Genomic DNA, 17100 nt, shown 5'->3' with positions numbered 1-17100 from the left:
GCGATGCGGCGTTCCGCAGGGACCGGCCGGTCGCCGGACGACCGCGGCCAGGTCTCGGTCGAGTTCCTCGGACTGCTCCCGCTGATCCTCGTCGTCCTCGTCCTGCTGTGGCAGTGCGCGCTGACCGGCTACACCTACGCCCTGGCCGCGCACGCCGCCGACCGGGGCGCGCGGGCCGCCACCGCCCTGGAGGACGGCGGCAGCGGCGCCTGCCGGGCCGCCGCCACCCACCAACTCCCGCACGCCTGGCTGGGCGGCGCCAACACCGACTGCACCACCGAGGCCGGCCTGTGGAAGGCCACGGTCCGGATCAAGGTCCCGGTGCTCTTCCCCGGCGCCGGCGACTTCCCGTGGACGGTCACCGGCACCGCCGGCGCCGCCAAGGAGGCACGCGACGGATGACCCACCGGCCCCCCGCCCCCGCCCGGATCAGCCGGCGCGCCCGCGACCGCGGCTCCGCCTCCCTGGAGTTCCTCGGCATCCTCCCGGTCCTGCTGGTCGTCGCGCTCGCCGCCGTCCAACTGGGCCTGGCCGCCTACGCCGTCCAACAGGCCGGCACCGCCGCCCGCGCCGCGGCCCGCACCGCCTCGATGGACCGCGCCGACCAGGAGACCGACCCGCGGACCGCCGGCCTCGCCGCGATCAGCGGTTGGGTCGCCGAGCACGCCGCGATCACCGTCGGCGGCTCCGGCGACAGCGTCAGCGCCACCGCGACCGTGCAGATCCCCTCGATCGTCCCCGGCGCGGACTTCGGCTCCGCCCGCCGCAGCGCCACCATGCCCCGCCCCGAAGGAGCGCCACCGCGATGAGCCTGAAAGCCCGGATCGTCGCACCCGAACCGGCCGGCGAGGAGCACCAGGACGGCCACCTGGTCGCCGTCTACCGCGCCAAACTGCTGGAGGAGATCGACCTCGCCGAGATGTCCTCGCTGACCGCCGCCGAGCGCCGCTCCCGGCTGGAACGCGTCCTGGGGCACATCATCAGCCGCGAGGGCCCGGTCCTGTCCACCGCGGAACGCGCCCAACTGATCCGCCGGGTGGTCGACGAGGCGCTCGGCCTCGGCGTGCTCGAACCGCTCCTGGAGGACGCCTCGGTCACCGAGATCATGGTCAACGGCCCCGACCAGGTCTACGTCGAACGGCACGGGCGGGTCGAGCTGGTGCCCGTCCGCTTCGCCTCCCACGAACAGCTCATGCAGACCATCGAACGGATCGTCTCCACCGTCAACCGCCGCGTGGACGAGTCCAATCCCATGGTCGACGCCCGCCTGCCCACCGGCGAACGCGTCAACGTCATCATCCCGCCGCTCGCCCTCAACGGCGCCACCCTCACCATCCGCCGCTTCCCCCGCGCCTACACCCTCGCCGAACTCATCGGCATCGGCACCCTCGACGAGCAGATGCTGATGCTGCTGGCGGGGCTGGTGCGCGCCAAGTTCAACGTGGTGGTCTCCGGCGCCACCGGAGCCGGCAAGACCACCCTGCTCAACGCCCTGTCCGGACTCATCCCGGACGGCGAGCGGATCATCACCGTCGAGGACGCCGCCGAACTCCAGCTCCAGCAGACCCACGTCATCCGGCTGGAGTCCCGCCCGCCCAACGTCGAGGGCAAGGGCCGGATCACCATCCGGGACCTGGTCCGCAACTCACTGCGGATGCGCCCCGACCGGATCATCGTCGGCGAGGTCCGCGGCGGCGAGACCCTCGACATGCTCCAGGCGATGTCCACCGGCCACGACGGTTCGCTCGCCACCGTCCACGCCAACAGCACCGAGGACGCCCTGATGCGGCTCCAGACGCTCGCCTCCATGTCGGACGTCACCATCCCCTTCGAGGCGCTGCGCGACCAGATCAACAGCGCCGTCGACTGCCTGGTCCAACTCACCCGGCACGCCGACGGCACCCGCCGGATCAGCGAGGTCGCCCTGCTGGACTCCCGGGGCCACGAGGACTACCGGCTCGTGACGGTCTGCCGCTTCGAGGCCGAACCGATGGGCGCCGACCGCGTGGTGCACGGCGCGTTCCGCTACCACCCGCTGCCCCGCCGGGTCGCCGAACGCCTCTTCATGGCCGGCGAGCCCACCCCGCCCGCCTACGGCGTCGCGGCCACCGACGACCAACTCGCCACCCGGAAGGCCACCGCATGACCGGCGGCAGCACCCTCGCCCTGCTCGCCCTCGGCGCCACCGTGCTCTGCGGCGCGCTCGCCGTCGCCGGGGTCCGCAGCTACGCCGCCGGGCGGGCCCAGCGCCAGGCCATCGTCGACCGGCTCGACGACGCCCGCGGACTGCCCGTGGTCGGCCGGCGCCGCCGCTTCCCGTCCGTCGACCGCACCCTGCGCACCACCCGCTTCGGCCGCCGCCTCGCGCTGCGGCTGGCCGCCACCGGACTGGACCTCACCCCGGGCGAGTTCTTCGTCTCCATGGTCACCGCGGTGATCGGACTGTGGGTGGCCGCGCAGGCCGTCCTCGCCCCGTTCTTCGGGCCGATCGCCGCGGTGATCGGGGTCTGGGCGGCGTTCGCCTTCCTCAACTGGCAGCGGCAGAAGCGCATCGAGAAGTTCATCAACCAACTCCCCGAACTCTCCCGGATCCTCGCCAACGCCACCCAGGCCGGCCTCGCCCTGCGCACCGCCCTGGCGATGGCCGCCGAGGAGTTGGAGGCCCCCGCCGGCGAGGAGCTGGCCAAGGTCTCCGACAAGCTCGCCGTCGGCCACTCCGTCGACGACGCCCTCGGGGAGCTGGCCGAGCGGCTGCCCTCCCGCGAACTGGTCGTCCTGGTGACCACGTTGGTGCTCGCCAACCGCGCCGGCGGCACCGTCGTCGGCTCGCTGCGCAACCTCACCAAGACCCTGGAGGAGCGCAAGGAGACCCGCCGCGAGGTCCGCACCCAGCTCTCCCAGGTCGTGGTCACCGCCTACGTCGTCCCGCTCCTCGGCATCGGCACCCTGCTGCTGATGAACCGCATCGCGCCGGGCGCCATCGACCGGATGACGTCGTCCTTCCTCGGCCAACTCGCGGTCGTGGTGGCCTTCGTCCTGTACGGGTTCGGCTTCTTCCTCATCCGCCGGCTCTCCAAGATCGACGTCTAGGCGTCCGTCAGCTGCCGAAAGAAGGACTGATGGCAATCGGAATCGTGCTGGCCCTCGCCCTGGCCCTGTCGGTCGCCGGCGTCTGCTGCGGGATCGCGCTCTACCGCCGCGAGGCCCGGCTGCCGCCCGACCTCGCGCTGTCCCTGGAGGTCGGCGCGAGCCGGGCCACCGTCGTCGGCTCGGCCGTGGACCGCACCGGGATGCGCTACGCCCCGCTCGTCCTGCGGCTGATGGGCGAGAAGCGGGTGGCCCGGATCCGCCGCCGGATCGACCTGGCCGGCAACCCGGGCGGGCTCACCGTCGACCGCTACGCCGCCCGCCGCGCGGTCTACGGCGCGCTGGGGTTCTTCGGCGCGCTGGTGATGTTCCTGAAGGGGCAACCCCTCCTGGGCGTCCTCATGGTGCTGTTCGGCCTCTTCTGGACCGAGGTGGGCATCTGGGCGGCCATCCGGCAGCGCAAGGACACCATCGAGCGCACGCTTCCGGACTTTCTCGACGTGCTGGCGGTCGTGGTGAGCGCCGGCCTGAGTTTCCGGCAGGCGCTGGACCGGGTCGCCGAGAAGTACGAGGGCCCCTGGGCCGACGAACTGCGCATCACCCTGCGCCAGATGGACATGGGTGTCAGCCGCCGCGCCGCCTTCGAGGAGCTGCGGAAACGCAACGACTCCGAGCAGGTCGCGCAGTTCGTCACCGCCCTCCAGCAGGGCGAGGAACTCGGTTCGCCGATCGTCGAGACGCTCATCCAGATCGCCAACGACATGCGCCGCACGGACGCCCAGAACGCCCGGCGACGGGCGGCCCGCGCGGTCCCCAAGGCCACCATGGTCGTCACCACGTTCATGGTCCCGGCCACGATGATCCTGCTCATCGCCGGTTTCTTCCTCGGCTCGGGCACCGACTTCGGCTCCCTGATGAACAAGTGACCGCACCCCGCACACCCCACCGGGGCGCCCCTCCCGCCACCACACCCCGCACACCTGCCACCACACCCGCCACAACTGCCCCCGCGCCGGCCGCTTCGCCCCCTCGGCCGCCTCCACCGTCTCCTTGCGGATGCACAGCACCGCGACGACCGTCCTGGCCAGCGCACTCCGCACGCCGGCGGGACCGCATCAGGCACCCCGACCCGTCCGGCGGCTCGTGTGGCAAAGGGTTGACGTCACGTCAGGCAGTGCCGTGCGGCGGCCGGATGGGAGCGGTCGACGCTCGGCATTCCCGTCAAACTCTTCGCAGGCGCAACGAGTTGTGCCACAGTGGTGGCGCCCTTCGGCCGGCGCACACCGCGGTGCGCGCGACGAACGGGCCGCATGGGCAGCAAGGCCGCGACGACGGGCGGCGCTCCGGGGGATTCCGGAGGGGGAGCGGGGGTGGCTGAGGTGGCGCACGGTGGCCAAAACGTGATGCCCGTTCCCTCGTTGGTGGTTTCGAACGAGGGGCAGGTTCGGAACCTCTGTTCCGGGAGCGCCGTTCCGGCGTACTTTTCTCGTGTCATGCGCGCGGACGAGCGCACCACGGGGACTCACCGGCCGGACCAGAGCGGGACGGCGGCCCATGGAGGGGTGGACGATGGCGAAGCGGATCGTACGGAACGACCGAGGGCAGACCTCGATCGAGTACCTCGGCATCATCGCGGTGGTCGTGGCGATCGTCCTGGTCCTGTCGACCACCGACTTCGGCAGCCAGATCGCCAACGCCATCGCCAACAAGATCTCCGACGTCGTCGGGATCTAGCCCCCGACGCTCCGCCCGTGCCGGCCACCTCCGTCACGCGCCGCCACCGGCGCGACGCCGGGCAGACCCTGCCGATCTACGTCGTGGCGATCGGGGGCCTGCTCTTCCTCGCGCTCGCCTTCTTCGCCGTGGGCCAGGCGGCGGCGACCCGCAACGGCGCCCAGACCGCCGCGGACGCCGCCGCGCTCGCCGCCGGCCAGAAGTACCGCGACGACCTGCGCAAGGGCTTCCTCGACGAGCTCCGCGGCGGCGGCGCGGCCGACCCGGTGGCCTGGGAAGAGCTCCTCAACGGCCGCGGCGTCCCCTCCGGCGCGGCCTGCGAGAACGCCGGTTGGTTCGCCGGCCGCAACGACGCCGCGGTGTCGTCCTGCACGCCGGACTCCTGGCCGACGTCGTTCGCCGTCACCGTCAAGTCCCGGCACGCGGTGGGTGATTCGGTGATCCCGGGCACCGGGAGCACCCACGCCGAGGCCGAGGCGAAGGCGGTCGTCGCCCCCCGCTGCACCGTCGGACCGCCCGCCGGCGGCCCCACCGCCGGGCCCGCCCCGTCCCCCGGCGGCAAGGACGGCCCGGCCCCCGCGCCCGCCCCCCGCACCCTCACCTGCGACGGCAAGGGCTGGACGCTCGACCCCGACCGCCCCCAGGACCTCCCCACGGCCGCCGACCTGTTCTCCGTACGCCTGGCCCGGTGACCGCCGCCCCGCCCGTGCCCCCATCACCCACTGCCCCGGGATACCGCCGCCCATGACCCCCCACCGACCTCCCGACCGCACTGAGCGAAGGAACGCATCCATGAGCATTCGGCGCACCACGAAGGCCGCCAGGGGAGCGGTCGCCACGGCGAGCGCGGTCGGCCTGGCCCTCCTCGTGGCCGGCTGCGGTGGGGGCGGCGACGGCGGCGACGCGCCCGGCAAGGACGGCCGGAAGCCGGCCGCCCACAGCGCCACCCCCGACGGCGGCGGTGCCGGTTCCCCCGCGGCCGACGCCGACAAGGTGATCGGCGAGATGAAGGGCCCGGACGGCGTCGTGGTCACCCTGAACTCCGCGGTCCGCGACTCCGGTGGCTTCGTCACCGTCGAGGGCACCGTCACCAACCACGGCACCCGCGCCTTCAACGCCATCGACTGGCGCTCCAACGAGACCGAGCTGAAGTCGCGTTCGTCGATCTCCGGCGCCACCCTGGTCGACAAACAGGGCAAGAAGCGCTACCTGGTGCTCCGCGACACCAACGGCGAGTGCCTGTGCACGACGGGCCTGAGCGGACTGCTGCCGGGGCAGAGCCGGCCCATCTTCGCGCAGTTCCCGGCGCCACCCGCGAAGGTGACCGAGGTCGACTTCCAACTGCCGACGCTGCCGCCGGCCACCCTCAAGATCACCGACTGAGCCCCGCGATGACCGCCTCCCGCACGGCCCTCACGGCCACCGCCGCGCTCCTGTTGACCGTCGCCCTGACCGTCCCCGCCGCCCACGCCGACCCGCCGGGCATCACGGAGGACACCACCGCGCCGGTGCACATCGACCCCACCAACCCCAACCTGCGGATGGTCCAGGGCGCCAAGCTCGCCCCGCCCAAGGTGCTCAACATCAAGTCCATCGTGGAGTCCGACGACGGCTCCGAGAGCCGGCAGGACACCAACGACAACATCACCTTCGCGCTCCAGGCCGAGGTCCTCTTCAGCAAGGACAGCGCCGAACTGTCGACCGACGCGCTGGCCCGGATCAGCGCCATCGCCGACGAGGTCCGCCAGCGGCACGCCACCAACCTGCGGGTGTTCGGCTTCACCGACAACCTCGGCTCCGCCGCGCACGGCCTGGTCCTCTCCAAGCGGCGGGCCAACGCCGTGCAACGCGAACTCGCCGTCGACCTCGGCTCCTCGGTCACCTTCCAGATCCGCGGCTACGGCGAGCAGTACCCGATCGCCGACAACAGCACCGAGGCCGGCCGCCGGAAGAACCGCCGGGTCGAGGTGAGCTTCCCGCGCAGCGGCGGATAGCCCCGGGCCGCCACCCCGCTCGTATTGGACCGGTCGATCCAATAGGTGTTAGCGTTCCCTCATGGCCCGACCCAGGAAGTTCGAAGAGGAACGGGCGGTCGACGCCGCGATGGAGGCGTTCTGGGCCGCCGGCTACGAAGCCACGTCCACCCAGGACCTGTGCGACGCCACCGGCCTGGGGCGCAGCAGCATCTACAACGCCTTCACGAGCAAGCACGATCTCTTCGAGCGCGCCCTGGCCCGCTACATGGAGCACAAGAACGGCGAGCTCGCCGAACTCCTCGACGACGACGCCCGCACCGCCCGCCAGAAGCTCCGCGCCGTCCTCCAGCGGATCATCGACGAGGAGTTCACCCGCTACCCCGACGGCCGCGGCTGCCTCGTCGTCAACACCGCCGTCGAGGTCTCGTCCCACGACGCCTCGGTGGCCGCGACCCTGGAGCGGGACTACGGCGTGCGCCTGGAGATGCTCCGCGCCGTGATCGAGTCCGGCCAGCGCGACGGCGACATCGCCGCCGACCGGGACTCCCGCACCCTCGCCCACCTCCTCATCGCCGCGGTCGGCGGCATCCGCGTCTCGGCCCGCGCCGGCGTCGACCGGCCGACCCTGGAGGGCGTCGCCGACGCGACCCTGGCGGCCTTCTAGTCCCGTCCACGGCCGGCCCGCGCCGCACCGGCACCCACCCCTGACTGCGCCTCGCTCCTGGCCGCCCCCTGCTCCAGTTTTGAACCGATCAATCCAAAACGGCCCGCGGTGCCACGCCGCCCCACCCGTTCACCCACCCACCACTCCCGCCATTTCCATCACTCCCGCCACTCCCACCCGAGAAGGAACCATGCCCCTAGCCGTCCACCTCCTCGGCCTGGCGATCTTCGCCCAGGGCACCTCCGAGTTCATGCTCTCCGGCCTCCTGCCCGACGTCGCCGCCGACCTCGGGGTCTCCCTCCCCGACGCCGGCCTCCTGGTCTCCGCGTTCGCCGTCGGCATGGTCCTCGGTGCCCCCGTGCTCGCCGTCGCCACCCTCCGGATCCCCCGGCGCACCGCGCTCGTCGCCTTCCAACTCGCCTTCGTCGTCGGCCACGTCGTCGGCGCCCTGGCCCCCGGATACGGCGTCCTCTTCGCCACCCGCATCCTCAGCGCCGTCGCCTACGCGGGTTTCTGGTCGGTGGCCGCCGCGACCGCGGTGGCCCTGGTGCCGCCGCAGGCCAAGGGCAAGGCGCTCGCCGTCGTCGGCACGGGCCTCACCCTCGCCACCGTCGTCGGCGTGCCCGCCGGAACGGTGCTGAGCCAACACGCCGGCTGGCGCACGGCGTTCTGGGCCGTGGCCGGCCTCACCGCGCTCAGCGCCCTCTCCCTCCTCATCGCCCTCCCCGCTCCCCGGCAGGCGCCCACGCCCACCCGACGTCCTTCCCTACGAGGCGAGTTGGCGGCCATGGCGCGCCCGCGGCTCTGGCTCTCCTACCTCATCACCGCACTGACCTTCGGCGCCGGCGTGGTCACCTTCAGCTACCTCGCGCCCCTCCTGACCGAGGTGACCGGACTCCCCGCCGGCTGGGTCCCCGCGGTGCTCTCGCTCTACGGCGTCGGCGGCCTGGCCGGCGTCACCGTCGGCGGCCGCTTCGCCGACACCGCGCCGCTGCGCACCCTCGCCCTCGGCATCGCCGCGCTCACCCTCGCCTCCGCAGCCCTGGCCCGAACCGCCACCTGGCTGCCCGCCACCCTCGCCCTGGTCCTCGTCCTCGGTTTCGCCTCCTACGTCACCAACCCGGTCCTGCAGTCCCGGGTCTTCCGCCTCGCGCCCGAAGCCCCCACCCTGGTGCCCGCGGTCAACACGTCGGCCTTCAACGTCGGCATCACCCTCACCCCCGCGCTCGGCGGTCTCGCCCTCGACGCCGGCCTCGGCTTCCCCTCCGTCGCGTGGGTCGGCGCCGCCACCGGCCTCCTGGGCCTCGCCGCCACGCTCTGGGCCGCCACCCTCCAACGCCGCGATCGCCCCGCCCCGACGACCGTCGCCACCCGCACCCCGGTCGCCGCCACCGCCCCCACGGACGGCTGAACCCCGCCACGCCCCGGAACCCGCCGGCTTCGCTACCGAACCCGCACCCGCACCCCGCGGCGCACGCCCCACCGTGCCAGCTCCCCGGCCTCCGCCTCCAGCACGTGCCGGGCCCGCAGCCGCGGCCGCCCCAGCCGCCCCGGCCGCATGGTGCGGACGTCCAGCACGGTCAAGTCACGGCTCAGATAGGCGACATCGATCGCGAACCGCATCCCGAACGTGTGCACCCCGCTCGCCGGGGTCAGCAACAACGCCCCCACGATCCCGTCCCGGCCCAACAGCCCCCGGGTCCGCGCCCGGTAGGACGCCGCGACCTCCACTGGAACCTCGACGTCCGCGCCCTGGAGCACACCCCGCCCATCCGCCCAACTCCCCATGCCCGCCGTTGTATCAACCACCGCGCTCTAGGGTCGAGAGGTGTCCGTCACGCTGATCGCCCTCGCCGCCGCCTACGGGGCCGTCGCCGGCCTGTTCCTGCCGCGGCCCGCGCACCGGTTCGCCGTGCCGCCCGAGGAGGAGTGGCGCGGGCACTGCCCCGACGGCCACCCGCTCACCGGACCGGGCCGCGGCTGGCTGGGCCGCGCCCACTGCCCGACCTGCGGGACGTCCTACGGACCGGCCGCCGGGCCGGCCGCAACGGCCACCGCACTGGCCTGCGCGGCCCTGGCCGCCGCCACCGGGGCCCGTCCGGAGCTCGCCGTCTGGCTGCTCGGGACGCCCGTGGCGGTGCTCCTGACCCTCGTCGACCGGCGGGTGCAGCGCCTCCCCGACGCCCTGACCCTGCCCCTGGCCGCCGGCACGGCCGCCGCCCTCGGCGCCGTCGGCTGGCTCACCGGCGCACCGGCCGACGCCCTGCGCGCCCTCCTCGCCGGCCCGGCCCTCGCCGGCTGCTACCTGCTCCTGTCCCTCCTCAACCCCTCGGGCCTCGGTCTCGGGGACGTCAAGCTGGCGCTCGGCCTCGGGGTCGCCCTTGGGTGGTACGGCTGGCCCACCCTGGTCTCCGGGGGCGCGGCCGGGGTGCTCCTCGCCGCGCTCTACGCCACGTACCTGCTGGTGACCCGCCGCGCGGGCCGCGAGGCGACCATGCCGCTGGGCCCGTTCATGATCGTCGGGGCCCTCTGCGGCCTGCTGCTGGGCGCCACCGCACCCCCCTGACCCCGCCCGCCGCCGCCCCGAGCCACGCCGGTCACCCCGTGGTGCACCGAGCACTGCCCGCACGGGGTTATGGTGGAAGCCCCCCCTCGGGCCGGTCCGTATCCCCCCCACGGACCGGCCCGCTTTTCGTCTCCCCCCCGCCCCGCTCCTGCCCGGCAGCCGCCGAAAACGCCGCTGACCAGCAGGAACGCCGCACCGGTCGGCTGCGGCCCGGGGGCCCTCAGCTCAGCGCCGGGCCCAGATGTTCACGCCCTCCGTGGTCCGGGCGAACTCGTCGATCCGGGCCAGCTCCGCATCGGAGAGCGCGGGGGCGCCCAGCGCCGCGACATTGGCCTCCAACTGGGCGACGCTGCTGGCGCCGATCAGTGCGGAGGTCATCCGCGGATCCCGCAGCACCCAGTTCAACGCGAGCTGCGCCAGCGACTGGCCGCGCCGGGCGGCGATCTCGTGGAGCCCGCGCAGGCGGCGGACGACCTCGTCGGTGAGGAGGTTCGGGTCCAGGGACTTGCCCTGCGCGGCGCGCGAGCCCTCGGGGACGCCGTGGAGGTACTTGTCGGTGAGCATGCCCTGGGCCAGCGGGGCGAAGGAGATGCAGCCCATGTCGGCCTCGTCCAGCGCGTCCAGCAGCCCGTCGTCCTCGATCCAGCGGTTGATCATCGAGTACGAGGGCTGGTGGATCAGCGGGCGCACGCCCATCTCGCGCAGGATGCGGACCGCCTCCCGGGTCTGCTCCGCGTTGTAGGAGGAGACCCCGACGTACAGGGCCTTGCCCTGCTGGACGGCGGACGCCAGCGCGCCCATCGTCTCCTCCAGCGGGGTGTCCGGATCGAAGCGGTGCGAGTAGAAGATATCGACGTAATCCACGCCCATCCGCTTCAGCGAGGCGTCCAGCGAGGAGAGCAGGTATTTCCGGGAGCCCCATTCGCCGTAAGGGCCGGGGTGCATCAGATATCCGGCTTTTGTCGAGAGAATGATCTCGTCGCGGTAGCCGCGGAAGTCCTGCGCGAAGATCTTTCCGAAGTTCAGCTCGGCGGACCCGGGCGGCGGCCCGTAGTTGTTGGCCAGGTCGAAGTGGGTGATGCCCAGGTCGAAGGCGCGGCGCAGGATGGCCCGCTGCGAGCCGAGGGTGCGATCGTCCCCGAAGTTGTGCCAGAGTCCAAGGGAGATGGCGGGGAGTTTGAGGCCGCTGCGGCCGGTACGCCGGTACTCCATGGAGGCATAGCGTGAATCCGCGGCGCGGTAGTCGGTGCCAGTGGTCATGCTCCTCTCCCTATCACGGACTTGTGACGTACCTGATTGGGCTGTCGAGACAGCCGAGAAGTAAAGTTGCCCCCTTAGGCGACGGGGCGATGGCCATCGGCACGGAGGGGCTGGACCACACATGCTGCGATCTTCCGGGATGCGCATCCCGTATCCGCCGGCACTGCGCGATCTCGTCTACCGGCTGTACGCCCGTCGGGTGGAGGGCCGGCTGGACCACACCCAGGTGCCCAAGCACATCGGCGTCATCCTCGACGGCAACCGGCGCTGGGCCCGGGCCGACGGGCTGTCGGCCGAGCAGGGCCACCTGGCCGGTGCCGCCAAGATCGACGAGCTGCTGGGCTGGTGCGCGGAGACCGATGTGGAGGTCGTCACGCTCTGGCTGCTGTCCACGGACAACCTCGACCGGCCGGCGGACGAGCTGACCCCGCTGCTGGGGATCATCGAGAACACCGTGCGCAACCTGGCCGCGGACGGCCGCTGGCGGGTGCACCACGTCGGCAACCGCGACCTGCTGCCCGACGAGACCCAGCGGGTCCTCAAGCAGGCCGAGCAGGACACCCTCGACAACAAGGGCGTCCTGGTGAACGTCGCGGTCGGCTACGGCGGCCGCCAGGAGATCGCGGACGCGGTCCGCTCGCTGCTGCTGGAGCACGCCGAGCGCGGCACGAGCTTCGAGGAGCTGGCCGAGATCGTCGACATCGACCTGATCTCGGAGCACCTCTACACCCGCGGCCAGCCCGACCCGGACCTGGTGATCCGCACCAGCGGCGAGCAGCGGCTGTCGGGCTTCATGCTCTGGCAGAGCGCCCATTCGGAGTACTACTTCTGCGAGGTCTTCTGGCCGGCGTTCCGGAAGGTCGACTTCCTGCGGGCCCTGCGCGACTACGCGGCCCGGCACCGGCGCTTCGGCTTCTAGGGCGTGTCGGTGTGCCGGCGTGCCGGCGTGCCGGCGTGCCGGCGTGTCCCTAGGTCCCACCTCCAGGGGACAGAAGGCGGGCCGGGGGTCCGCCCCGACACTCCGGCAGATGGCTTTCAGCCACGCCGTAGCGTGTGATCCGGCCAACTTTGACGGGTGCGTTCCGGTCACGGCGCGCCGTGTGGACCACGGGCGCCACCGGGGGTTCGCGCCCCCAGGGCGCACCCTTCGCGGGCTGACGGCGCTTCTCCTGACGCCCCTTCCGGCGCCCCTGGGCCCGGGGCGCTTCCGGGCGCCCCACCTGCGCCCCGTGGCTGCTTCGCCCGCCTTTCCGCCGGTCAGCGGGCACCTGTAACCAAAGGTTCATCGAGCGTGTGTCATATGCCGTGGCATGGGCGCGGGGGTTGAAGGGAATATCCCTGGCAGGTCGGTGCCCGGAACAAACAAGCCAGTGGGCACCGGATCTCAGTGGACGGCATGGGGCCGTCCGCCCGGGAGGCCCTTTGCGCATCACGGACGCTCGTGCCTTGAGCACGGACGACGCGGAGGGCCGGCGTTCGGCCCGCGCAGCGTGGCCAGAACCCGGTCCTGTCCCCGGCGACGTCGTCGCACCCCAACCTCATCCGAGGGGGTTCGTCCACCCGTGGTGAACAGCAAGAAGCGCCGTGAGAGCGACCGGCGCACCTATGTCCTCGACACCAGCGTCCTGCTGGCGGATCCGGCCGCCATGTCCCGCTTCGACGAACACGAAGTGGTGCTGCCGGTCGTCGTGGTCACGGAGTTGGAGGCCAAGCGGCACCATCCCGAACTCGGGTACTTCGCGCGGCAGGCGCTGCGCCGGCTGGACGAGTACCGGGTGCAGTACGGGCGGCTGGACGCCCCCATCCCCATCGGGGAGCTGGGCGGGACCCTCCGGGTCGAGCTCAACCACTCCGACCCCGGACTGCTGCCCGCCGCCTTCCTCAACGGACACAGCCGACCGGGCGACAACGACTCGCGGATCCTCGCGGTCGCCCGCAACCTCCAGGCCGAGGGGTTCGACGTCACCGTCGTCTCCAAGGACCTGCCGATGCGCATCAAGGCGTCCGCGGTGGGGCTGCTGGCCGAGGAGTACCGCGCCGAGCTGGCGATCACCGACTCCGGTTGGACCGGCATGGCCGAACTCGCCCTCTCCGCCGAGCAGGTGGACGATCTGTTCGCCGTGGAGAGCGCCCACGTCCCGGGCGCGGAGGAGTTCCCGGTGCACACCGGGCTCGTCCTGCAGTCCGAGCGCGGCAAGGCCCTCGGCCGGGTCACCCCGGAGGGGGCGGTCCGGCTGGTGCGCGGCGACCGGGAGGCGTTCGGGATCCACGGCCGCAGTGCCGAGCAGCGGATCGCGCTGGACCTCCTGCTCGATCCGGAGGTCGGCATCGTGTCGATGGGCGGTCGGGCCGGCACCGGCAAGTCGGCGCTGGCCCTGTGCGCCGGCCTGGAGGCGGTGCTGGAACGCCGTCAGCACAGCAAGGTGATGGTGTTCCGGCCGCTGTACGCGGTCGGCGGGCAGGAACTGGGGTACCTGCCGGGCACCGAGGCGGAGAAGATGAGCCCCTGGGCCCAGGCCGTCTTCGACACGCTGTCCGCGGTGACCACCAAGGACGTCATCGAAGAGGTGGTCGCCCGCGGGATGCTGGAGGTGCTGCCGCTGACCCACATCCGGGGCCGGTCGCTGCACGACGCGTTCGTGATCGTGGACGAGGCCCAGTCGCTGGAGCGGAACGTCCTGTTGACCGTGCTGTCCCGGATCGGCGCCAACTCCCGGGTCGTGCTGACGCACGACGTCGCCCAGCGCGACAACCTCCGGGTCGGGCGGTACGACGGAGTCGTCGCCGTCGTCGAGAAGCTGAAGGGGCATCCGCTCTTCGCGCACGTGACCCTGAACCGTTCGGAGCGGTCGCCGATCGCCGCACTGGTGACCGAAATGCTGGAGGACGACAGGATCTGACCGGTTGTGGAACGGTACGCCGCCCGGAAGAGCGAAGGAGCTTAGCCGGGCGGCGTTCGCGTGCGCTCGAATATCCGGAAATTCTGGGGGGTAAACGAGGTGTGAGCTTTCACACCCGGTAGGGAATTGCTTCCCGGTAGCCCGTTCGGGCAAAGTCTGGGTCCTGTCAGGCCCCGCATACGGCCCAGACACACCCTCCAGGGTGTATGGACGACCCGAACTTCATAGCGAGTTGCCGTATGCCGCCCGAGCACCACGCGGACCCCCGAGGGGGTCGCACCGGGCCCGTGCCTCCCGTGACCAGCCGGTGCCCACCGCTCAACAGGTGCCGGAACAAGGGGAGGCCAGCGTCAGGGGCACGATTGCGTCCGCGAGGTCACCTAAGCGGGCGATGCTGGAAGGAAAACGTGTGAGCCGGATCTCGGTCCGGGGATTCGCAGTGGCCTCCGCCACCGCGGTCACCACCGTCGGCGCCGTCGTCGGCGTCGCATCGGGCAGCCAGGCATCGGTGGGCAACACCGAGGCCACGGCGGCCGACGCGACCATTGCCGACATCCCCGCGGGCCAGCAGGCCCAGGTGCAGACTGCGTCGTTGACGCAGCAGGCAGACACCGCGTCCACCCAGGCGGACACGGCGGCGCTGAAGTCCGCACAGGAGTCGGCTCGTAAGGCAGCTGCTGAGACCGCGCAGAGCAAGAAGGACGCGGCCGACAAGGCGAAGGCCGACAAGGCGGCCAAGGAGCGCGAGAAGGCACTGGCCGCCTCCCGCTCGGCCGTCCGGGACGCCAGTGACTTCGTTTCCAAGGCCTCGTACAGCATCGCCGAGACGCAGTCGATGGCGCGCCAGATGATCGCGTCCGACCAGTTCCAGTGCTTCAGCAACATCGTGGACCACGAGTCCGGCTGGAACTACCGCGCCACCAACGCTTCTTCCGGCGCCTACGGCCTGGTCCAGGCGCTGCCCGGCTCCAAGATGTCCTCCGCGGGGTCCGACTGGCAGACCAACCCGGCCACCCAGATCAAGTGGGGCCTGAACTACATGAACAGCCGGTACGGCAGCCCCTGCGGTGCCTGGTCGTTCTGGCAGGCGAACAGCTGGTACTAGGCCGCCGCACGGCCCGAACCAGCCGTGTCACCGTGCTCCGAAACCCCCGAACGCGACGCGTTCGGGGGTTTCGCGCGTCCGGCACGGGTAACGTCGGGGCGTCAGATGGCCGCAAGGGCGGGGAAGAGGAAGCGACATGTCCAGATTGCCTCAGTGGGTCGGTGGCCTAGGCGCCGGTCTGACCCGGCTCTCGCAGCGGCTGGAGGAGCAGCGCCGCCGTGCGGAGGCGGAGCTGGAGGCCACCTCTCACCAGAACCCGGCGGCACCCGCCGACGCGTCCGACGACGGGCGGGCGCCGGGGCGCGCCGCCGGCCCCGGCGGGTACGGCGTGCGGGTTCCGGCCAACGGGGCGCCCGCGGAGGGCGTGCCGGCCGGCCGCACCGCGACGGTCGCCTGGGGGCCGGACGCCATGACCGCCGCGGACGCGGTGGACGCCGTGGCGACCGACACCGCCGATACCGCCGATGCCGCTGTCACCGCCGATGCCGCCGACACCGCGGGCGTCGCGAACGGGGCGCCGCGGCGCCGGCCGGAGGCGCCGGCCGAGCCCGAGGCCGCACCGCAGGAGTCGGCGTCGGCCCCCGCTGCCGTCCGGGCGCCTGAATCGGTGCCCGCGCCGCCGACCTACGCGCCGGCCGTCGCCGCCCGTCCGGATCCGGTGGCGGCGGTGCCCTGGGGCGTCCGGGTCGCGGCCGAGGCCGGTTGGCGACTGCTGGTGCTGGCCGGGACGTTGTGGGTGCTGGCGAAGGCGATCACCACCGTCTCGCTGGTGGTGCTGGCCTTCGTCGCGGCGCTGCTGATCACGGCGCTGCTCCAGCCCACCGTGGCCTGGCTGCGGCAGCGCAAGGTGCCACGCGGGCCGGCGACCGCGCTGACCTTCATCGGCGGCTTCGTGGTGATGGGCCTGGTCGGCTGGTTCGTCGTGTGGCAGGTCCAGGACAACATCGACTCGGTGTCCAGCCGCATCCAGGAGGGCATCACCGAGCTGAAGGGCTGGCTGCTCAAGAGCCCCTTCCATGTGACCGAGAGTCAGATCAACCACATCGCCAAGAACCTCCAGGACGCGATCGGCGCCAACACCGAGGCGATCACCTCGGCCGGGTTGGAGGGCGTCACGGTCGTCCTGGAGGTGTTCACCGGCATCCTGCTGGCGATGTTCACCACGCTGTTCCTGCTCTACGACGGCCGGCGCATCTGGGAGTGGACGCTCAAGCTCGTGCCGGGCGCGGCCCGCGAGGGGGTGGCGGGCGCCGGCCCGCGCGCCTGGCGGACGCTGACCGCCTACATCCGCGGGACGGTCCTGGTCGCGTTGATCGATGCCATCTTCATCGGCATCGGGCTGTACTTCCTCGACGTGCCGCTGGCCGTCCCGCTCGCCGTCTTCATCTTCCTGTTCGCCTTCATCCCGCTGATCGGGGCGGTGGTCTCGGGCGCGCTGGCGTGCGTGGTCGCGCTGGTCACCCAGGGCGTCTTCACGGCGCTGCTGGTGCTGGCCGTGGTGCTGGCGGTGAACCAGATCGAGAGCCATGTGCTCCAGCCGTTCATCCTGGGCCGGGCGGTCCGGGTGCACCCGCTGGCGGTGATCCTCTCGGTCGCCGCGGGCAGCCTGATCGCCGGCATCGGCGGTGCGGTGGTGGCGGTTCCGCTGGTGGCGGTCACCAACACCGTCGTCGGCTACCTCCGCTCGTACTCCCGGGAGCAGGCGCTGCGGATGACGGTGCCGCCGCGCGGCGCGACCGCGATCGCGGTCGCGCCGACCCGGCCGCCGCGGCACCGCGAGTCGCCGACGCAGGAGTGACGCCGGGCGG

General features: G+C 72.4%; 18 protein-coding genes. 16 read left to right on the top strand and 2 right to left on the bottom strand.

The window, feature by feature from the left end; genetic code table 11:
• Positions 1 to 3: 3 nt before the first annotated feature.
• From ACJ6WD_RS04065 to ACJ6WD_RS04015, 11 genes are all read left to right on the top strand, one after another.
• Positions 4 to 402, top strand: coding sequence for a TadE/TadG family type IV pilus assembly protein (locus tag ACJ6WD_RS04065; protein WP_233656970.1), 399 nt, complete (start codon positions 4 to 6; stop codon positions 400 to 402).
• Positions 399 to 809, top strand: a complete 411-nt coding sequence (locus ACJ6WD_RS04060) for a TadE/TadG family type IV pilus assembly protein (RefSeq protein ID WP_233656969.1) — start codon at positions 399 to 401, stop codon at positions 807 to 809. Before ACJ6WD_RS04065 ends, ACJ6WD_RS04060 begins: the two co-directional genes overlap by 4 nt.
• The gene (locus tag ACJ6WD_RS04055) at positions 806 to 2146 is read left to right on the top strand and encodes a CpaF family protein (protein ID WP_016573408.1); all 1341 of its coding nucleotides are present in this window, start codon (positions 806 to 808) and stop codon (positions 2144 to 2146) included. The genes ACJ6WD_RS04060 and ACJ6WD_RS04055 overlap by 4 nt, the downstream gene beginning before the upstream one ends.
• Positions 2143 to 3090 (top strand): type II secretion system F family protein, encoded by a 948-nt coding sequence (locus tag ACJ6WD_RS04050; protein WP_233656968.1) that lies wholly within the window; start codon positions 2143 to 2145, stop codon positions 3088 to 3090. Before ACJ6WD_RS04055 ends, ACJ6WD_RS04050 begins: the two co-directional genes overlap by 4 nt.
• Before the next feature lie 29 nt (positions 3091 to 3119).
• Positions 3120 to 4013: a DUF5936 domain-containing protein gene (locus ACJ6WD_RS04045; protein WP_016573406.1), complete on the top strand. Its 894-nt coding sequence runs from the start codon at positions 3120 to 3122 to the stop codon at positions 4011 to 4013.
• Between the two features lie 643 nt (positions 4014 to 4656).
• On the top strand, positions 4657 to 4821 hold the full coding sequence (locus ACJ6WD_RS04040) for a hypothetical protein (RefSeq protein WP_016573405.1): 165 nt from the start codon (positions 4657 to 4659) through the stop codon (positions 4819 to 4821).
• A 17-nt stretch (positions 4822 to 4838) separates the two neighbouring features.
• Complete coding sequence (locus ACJ6WD_RS04035) at positions 4839 to 5513, top strand: pilus assembly protein TadG-related protein (protein ID WP_233656967.1); 675 nt, start codon at positions 4839 to 4841, stop codon at positions 5511 to 5513.
• Between the two features lie 100 nt (positions 5514 to 5613).
• The gene (locus ACJ6WD_RS04030; protein WP_233656966.1) at positions 5614 to 6204 is read left to right on the top strand and encodes a hypothetical protein; all 591 of its coding nucleotides are present in this window, start codon (positions 5614 to 5616) and stop codon (positions 6202 to 6204) included.
• Between the two features lie 8 nt (positions 6205 to 6212).
• Entirely contained in the window at positions 6213 to 6815 is a 603-nt protein-coding gene (locus ACJ6WD_RS04025) for an OmpA family protein (RefSeq protein WP_407615144.1), read from the top strand.
• Positions 6816 to 6876: 61 nt separating this feature from the next.
• Complete coding sequence (locus ACJ6WD_RS04020; RefSeq protein WP_407615143.1) at positions 6877 to 7461, top strand: TetR/AcrR family transcriptional regulator; 585 nt, start codon at positions 6877 to 6879, stop codon at positions 7459 to 7461.
• Positions 7462 to 7651: 190 nt separating this feature from the next.
• Positions 7652 to 8872, top strand: coding sequence for a Cmx/CmrA family chloramphenicol efflux MFS transporter (locus tag ACJ6WD_RS04015; RefSeq protein WP_376435132.1), 1221 nt, complete (start codon positions 7652 to 7654; stop codon positions 8870 to 8872).
• A gap of 32 nt (positions 8873 to 8904) precedes the next feature.
• On the opposite strand, the gene ACJ6WD_RS04010 is transcribed toward ACJ6WD_RS04015, so the two are convergent.
• Positions 8905 to 9249 carry a DUF192 domain-containing protein gene (locus tag ACJ6WD_RS04010; RefSeq protein ID WP_037633098.1) on the bottom strand — a complete coding sequence of 115 codons (345 nt, stop codon included), beginning with the start codon at positions 9247 to 9249 and terminating at the stop codon, positions 8905 to 8907.
• 40 nt (positions 9250 to 9289) lie between these two features.
• Here ACJ6WD_RS04010 and ACJ6WD_RS04005 point away from each other — a divergent pair, with 40 nt between their 5' ends.
• A complete protein-coding gene (locus ACJ6WD_RS04005) occupies positions 9290 to 10027 on the top strand; it encodes a prepilin peptidase (RefSeq protein ID WP_407615142.1) in 738 nt (245 codons plus the stop codon).
• Positions 10028 to 10252: 225 nt separating this feature from the next.
• Here the strand turns inward: ACJ6WD_RS04005 and mgrA are convergent, their stop codons facing one another.
• Positions 10253 to 11287, bottom strand: a complete 1035-nt coding sequence (mgrA, locus tag ACJ6WD_RS04000; protein WP_233656962.1) for an L-glyceraldehyde 3-phosphate reductase — start codon at positions 11285 to 11287, stop codon at positions 10253 to 10255.
• Positions 11288 to 11426: 139 nt separating this feature from the next.
• Here mgrA and ACJ6WD_RS03995 point away from each other — a divergent pair, with 139 nt between their 5' ends.
• From ACJ6WD_RS03995 to ACJ6WD_RS03980, 4 genes are all read left to right on the top strand, one after another.
• Entirely contained in the window at positions 11427 to 12206 is a 780-nt protein-coding gene (locus tag ACJ6WD_RS03995; RefSeq protein WP_016570306.1) for an isoprenyl transferase, read from the top strand.
• Positions 12207 to 12849: 643 nt separating this feature from the next.
• Positions 12850 to 14187: a PhoH family protein gene (locus ACJ6WD_RS03990; protein WP_233656961.1), complete on the top strand. Its 1338-nt coding sequence runs from the start codon at positions 12850 to 12852 to the stop codon at positions 14185 to 14187.
• Between the two features lie 409 nt (positions 14188 to 14596).
• Complete coding sequence (locus tag ACJ6WD_RS03985; protein WP_233656960.1) at positions 14597 to 15292, top strand: transglycosylase SLT domain-containing protein; 696 nt, start codon at positions 14597 to 14599, stop codon at positions 15290 to 15292.
• 136 nt (positions 15293 to 15428) lie between these two features.
• A complete protein-coding gene (locus ACJ6WD_RS03980; protein WP_407615141.1) occupies positions 15429 to 17090 on the top strand; it encodes an AI-2E family transporter in 1662 nt (553 codons plus the stop codon).
• Positions 17091 to 17100 lie beyond the last annotated feature (10 nt).

This window comes from Streptomyces sp. VTCC 41912, from assembly GCF_045799175.1.
Lineage (GTDB): Bacteria > Actinomycetota > Actinomycetes > Streptomycetales > Streptomycetaceae > Streptomyces > Streptomyces albulus_C.
This window is presented reverse-complemented; position numbering and strand designations above follow the sequence as displayed.

Bases quoted from the DNA above. Each gene is read 5' to 3' on its own strand.
- ACJ6WD_RS04065 (WP_233656970.1), top strand. From the start codon at position 4: ATGCGGCGTTCCGCAGGGACCGGCCGGTCGCCGGACGACCGCGGCCAG.
- ACJ6WD_RS04060 (WP_233656969.1), top strand. From the start codon at position 399: ATGACCCACCGGCCCCCCGCCCCCGCCCGGATCAGCCGGCGCGCCCGC.
- ACJ6WD_RS04055 (WP_016573408.1), top strand. From the start codon at position 806: ATGAGCCTGAAAGCCCGGATCGTCGCACCCGAACCGGCCGGCGAGGAG.
- ACJ6WD_RS04050 (WP_233656968.1), top strand. From the start codon at position 2,143: ATGACCGGCGGCAGCACCCTCGCCCTGCTCGCCCTCGGCGCCACCGTG.
- ACJ6WD_RS04045 (WP_016573406.1), top strand. From the start codon at position 3,120: ATGGCAATCGGAATCGTGCTGGCCCTCGCCCTGGCCCTGTCGGTCGCC.
- ACJ6WD_RS04040 (WP_016573405.1), top strand. From the start codon at position 4,657: ATGGCGAAGCGGATCGTACGGAACGACCGAGGGCAGACCTCGATCGAG.
- ACJ6WD_RS04030 (WP_233656966.1), top strand. From the start codon at position 5,614: ATGAGCATTCGGCGCACCACGAAGGCCGCCAGGGGAGCGGTCGCCACG.
- ACJ6WD_RS04025 (WP_407615144.1), top strand. From the start codon at position 6,213: ATGACCGCCTCCCGCACGGCCCTCACGGCCACCGCCGCGCTCCTGTTG.
- ACJ6WD_RS04020 (WP_407615143.1), top strand. From the start codon at position 6,877: ATGGCCCGACCCAGGAAGTTCGAAGAGGAACGGGCGGTCGACGCCGCG.
- ACJ6WD_RS04015 (WP_376435132.1), top strand. From the start codon at position 7,652: ATGCCCCTAGCCGTCCACCTCCTCGGCCTGGCGATCTTCGCCCAGGGC.
- ACJ6WD_RS04010 (WP_037633098.1), bottom strand. From the start codon at position 9,249: ATGGGGAGTTGGGCGGATGGGCGGGGTGTGCTCCAGGGCGCGGACGTC.
- mgrA (WP_233656962.1), bottom strand. From the start codon at position 11,287: ATGACCACTGGCACCGACTACCGCGCCGCGGATTCACGCTATGCCTCC.
- ACJ6WD_RS03995 (WP_016570306.1), top strand. From the start codon at position 11,427: ATGCGCATCCCGTATCCGCCGGCACTGCGCGATCTCGTCTACCGGCTG.
- ACJ6WD_RS03980 (WP_407615141.1), top strand. From the start codon at position 15,429: ATGTCCAGATTGCCTCAGTGGGTCGGTGGCCTAGGCGCCGGTCTGACC.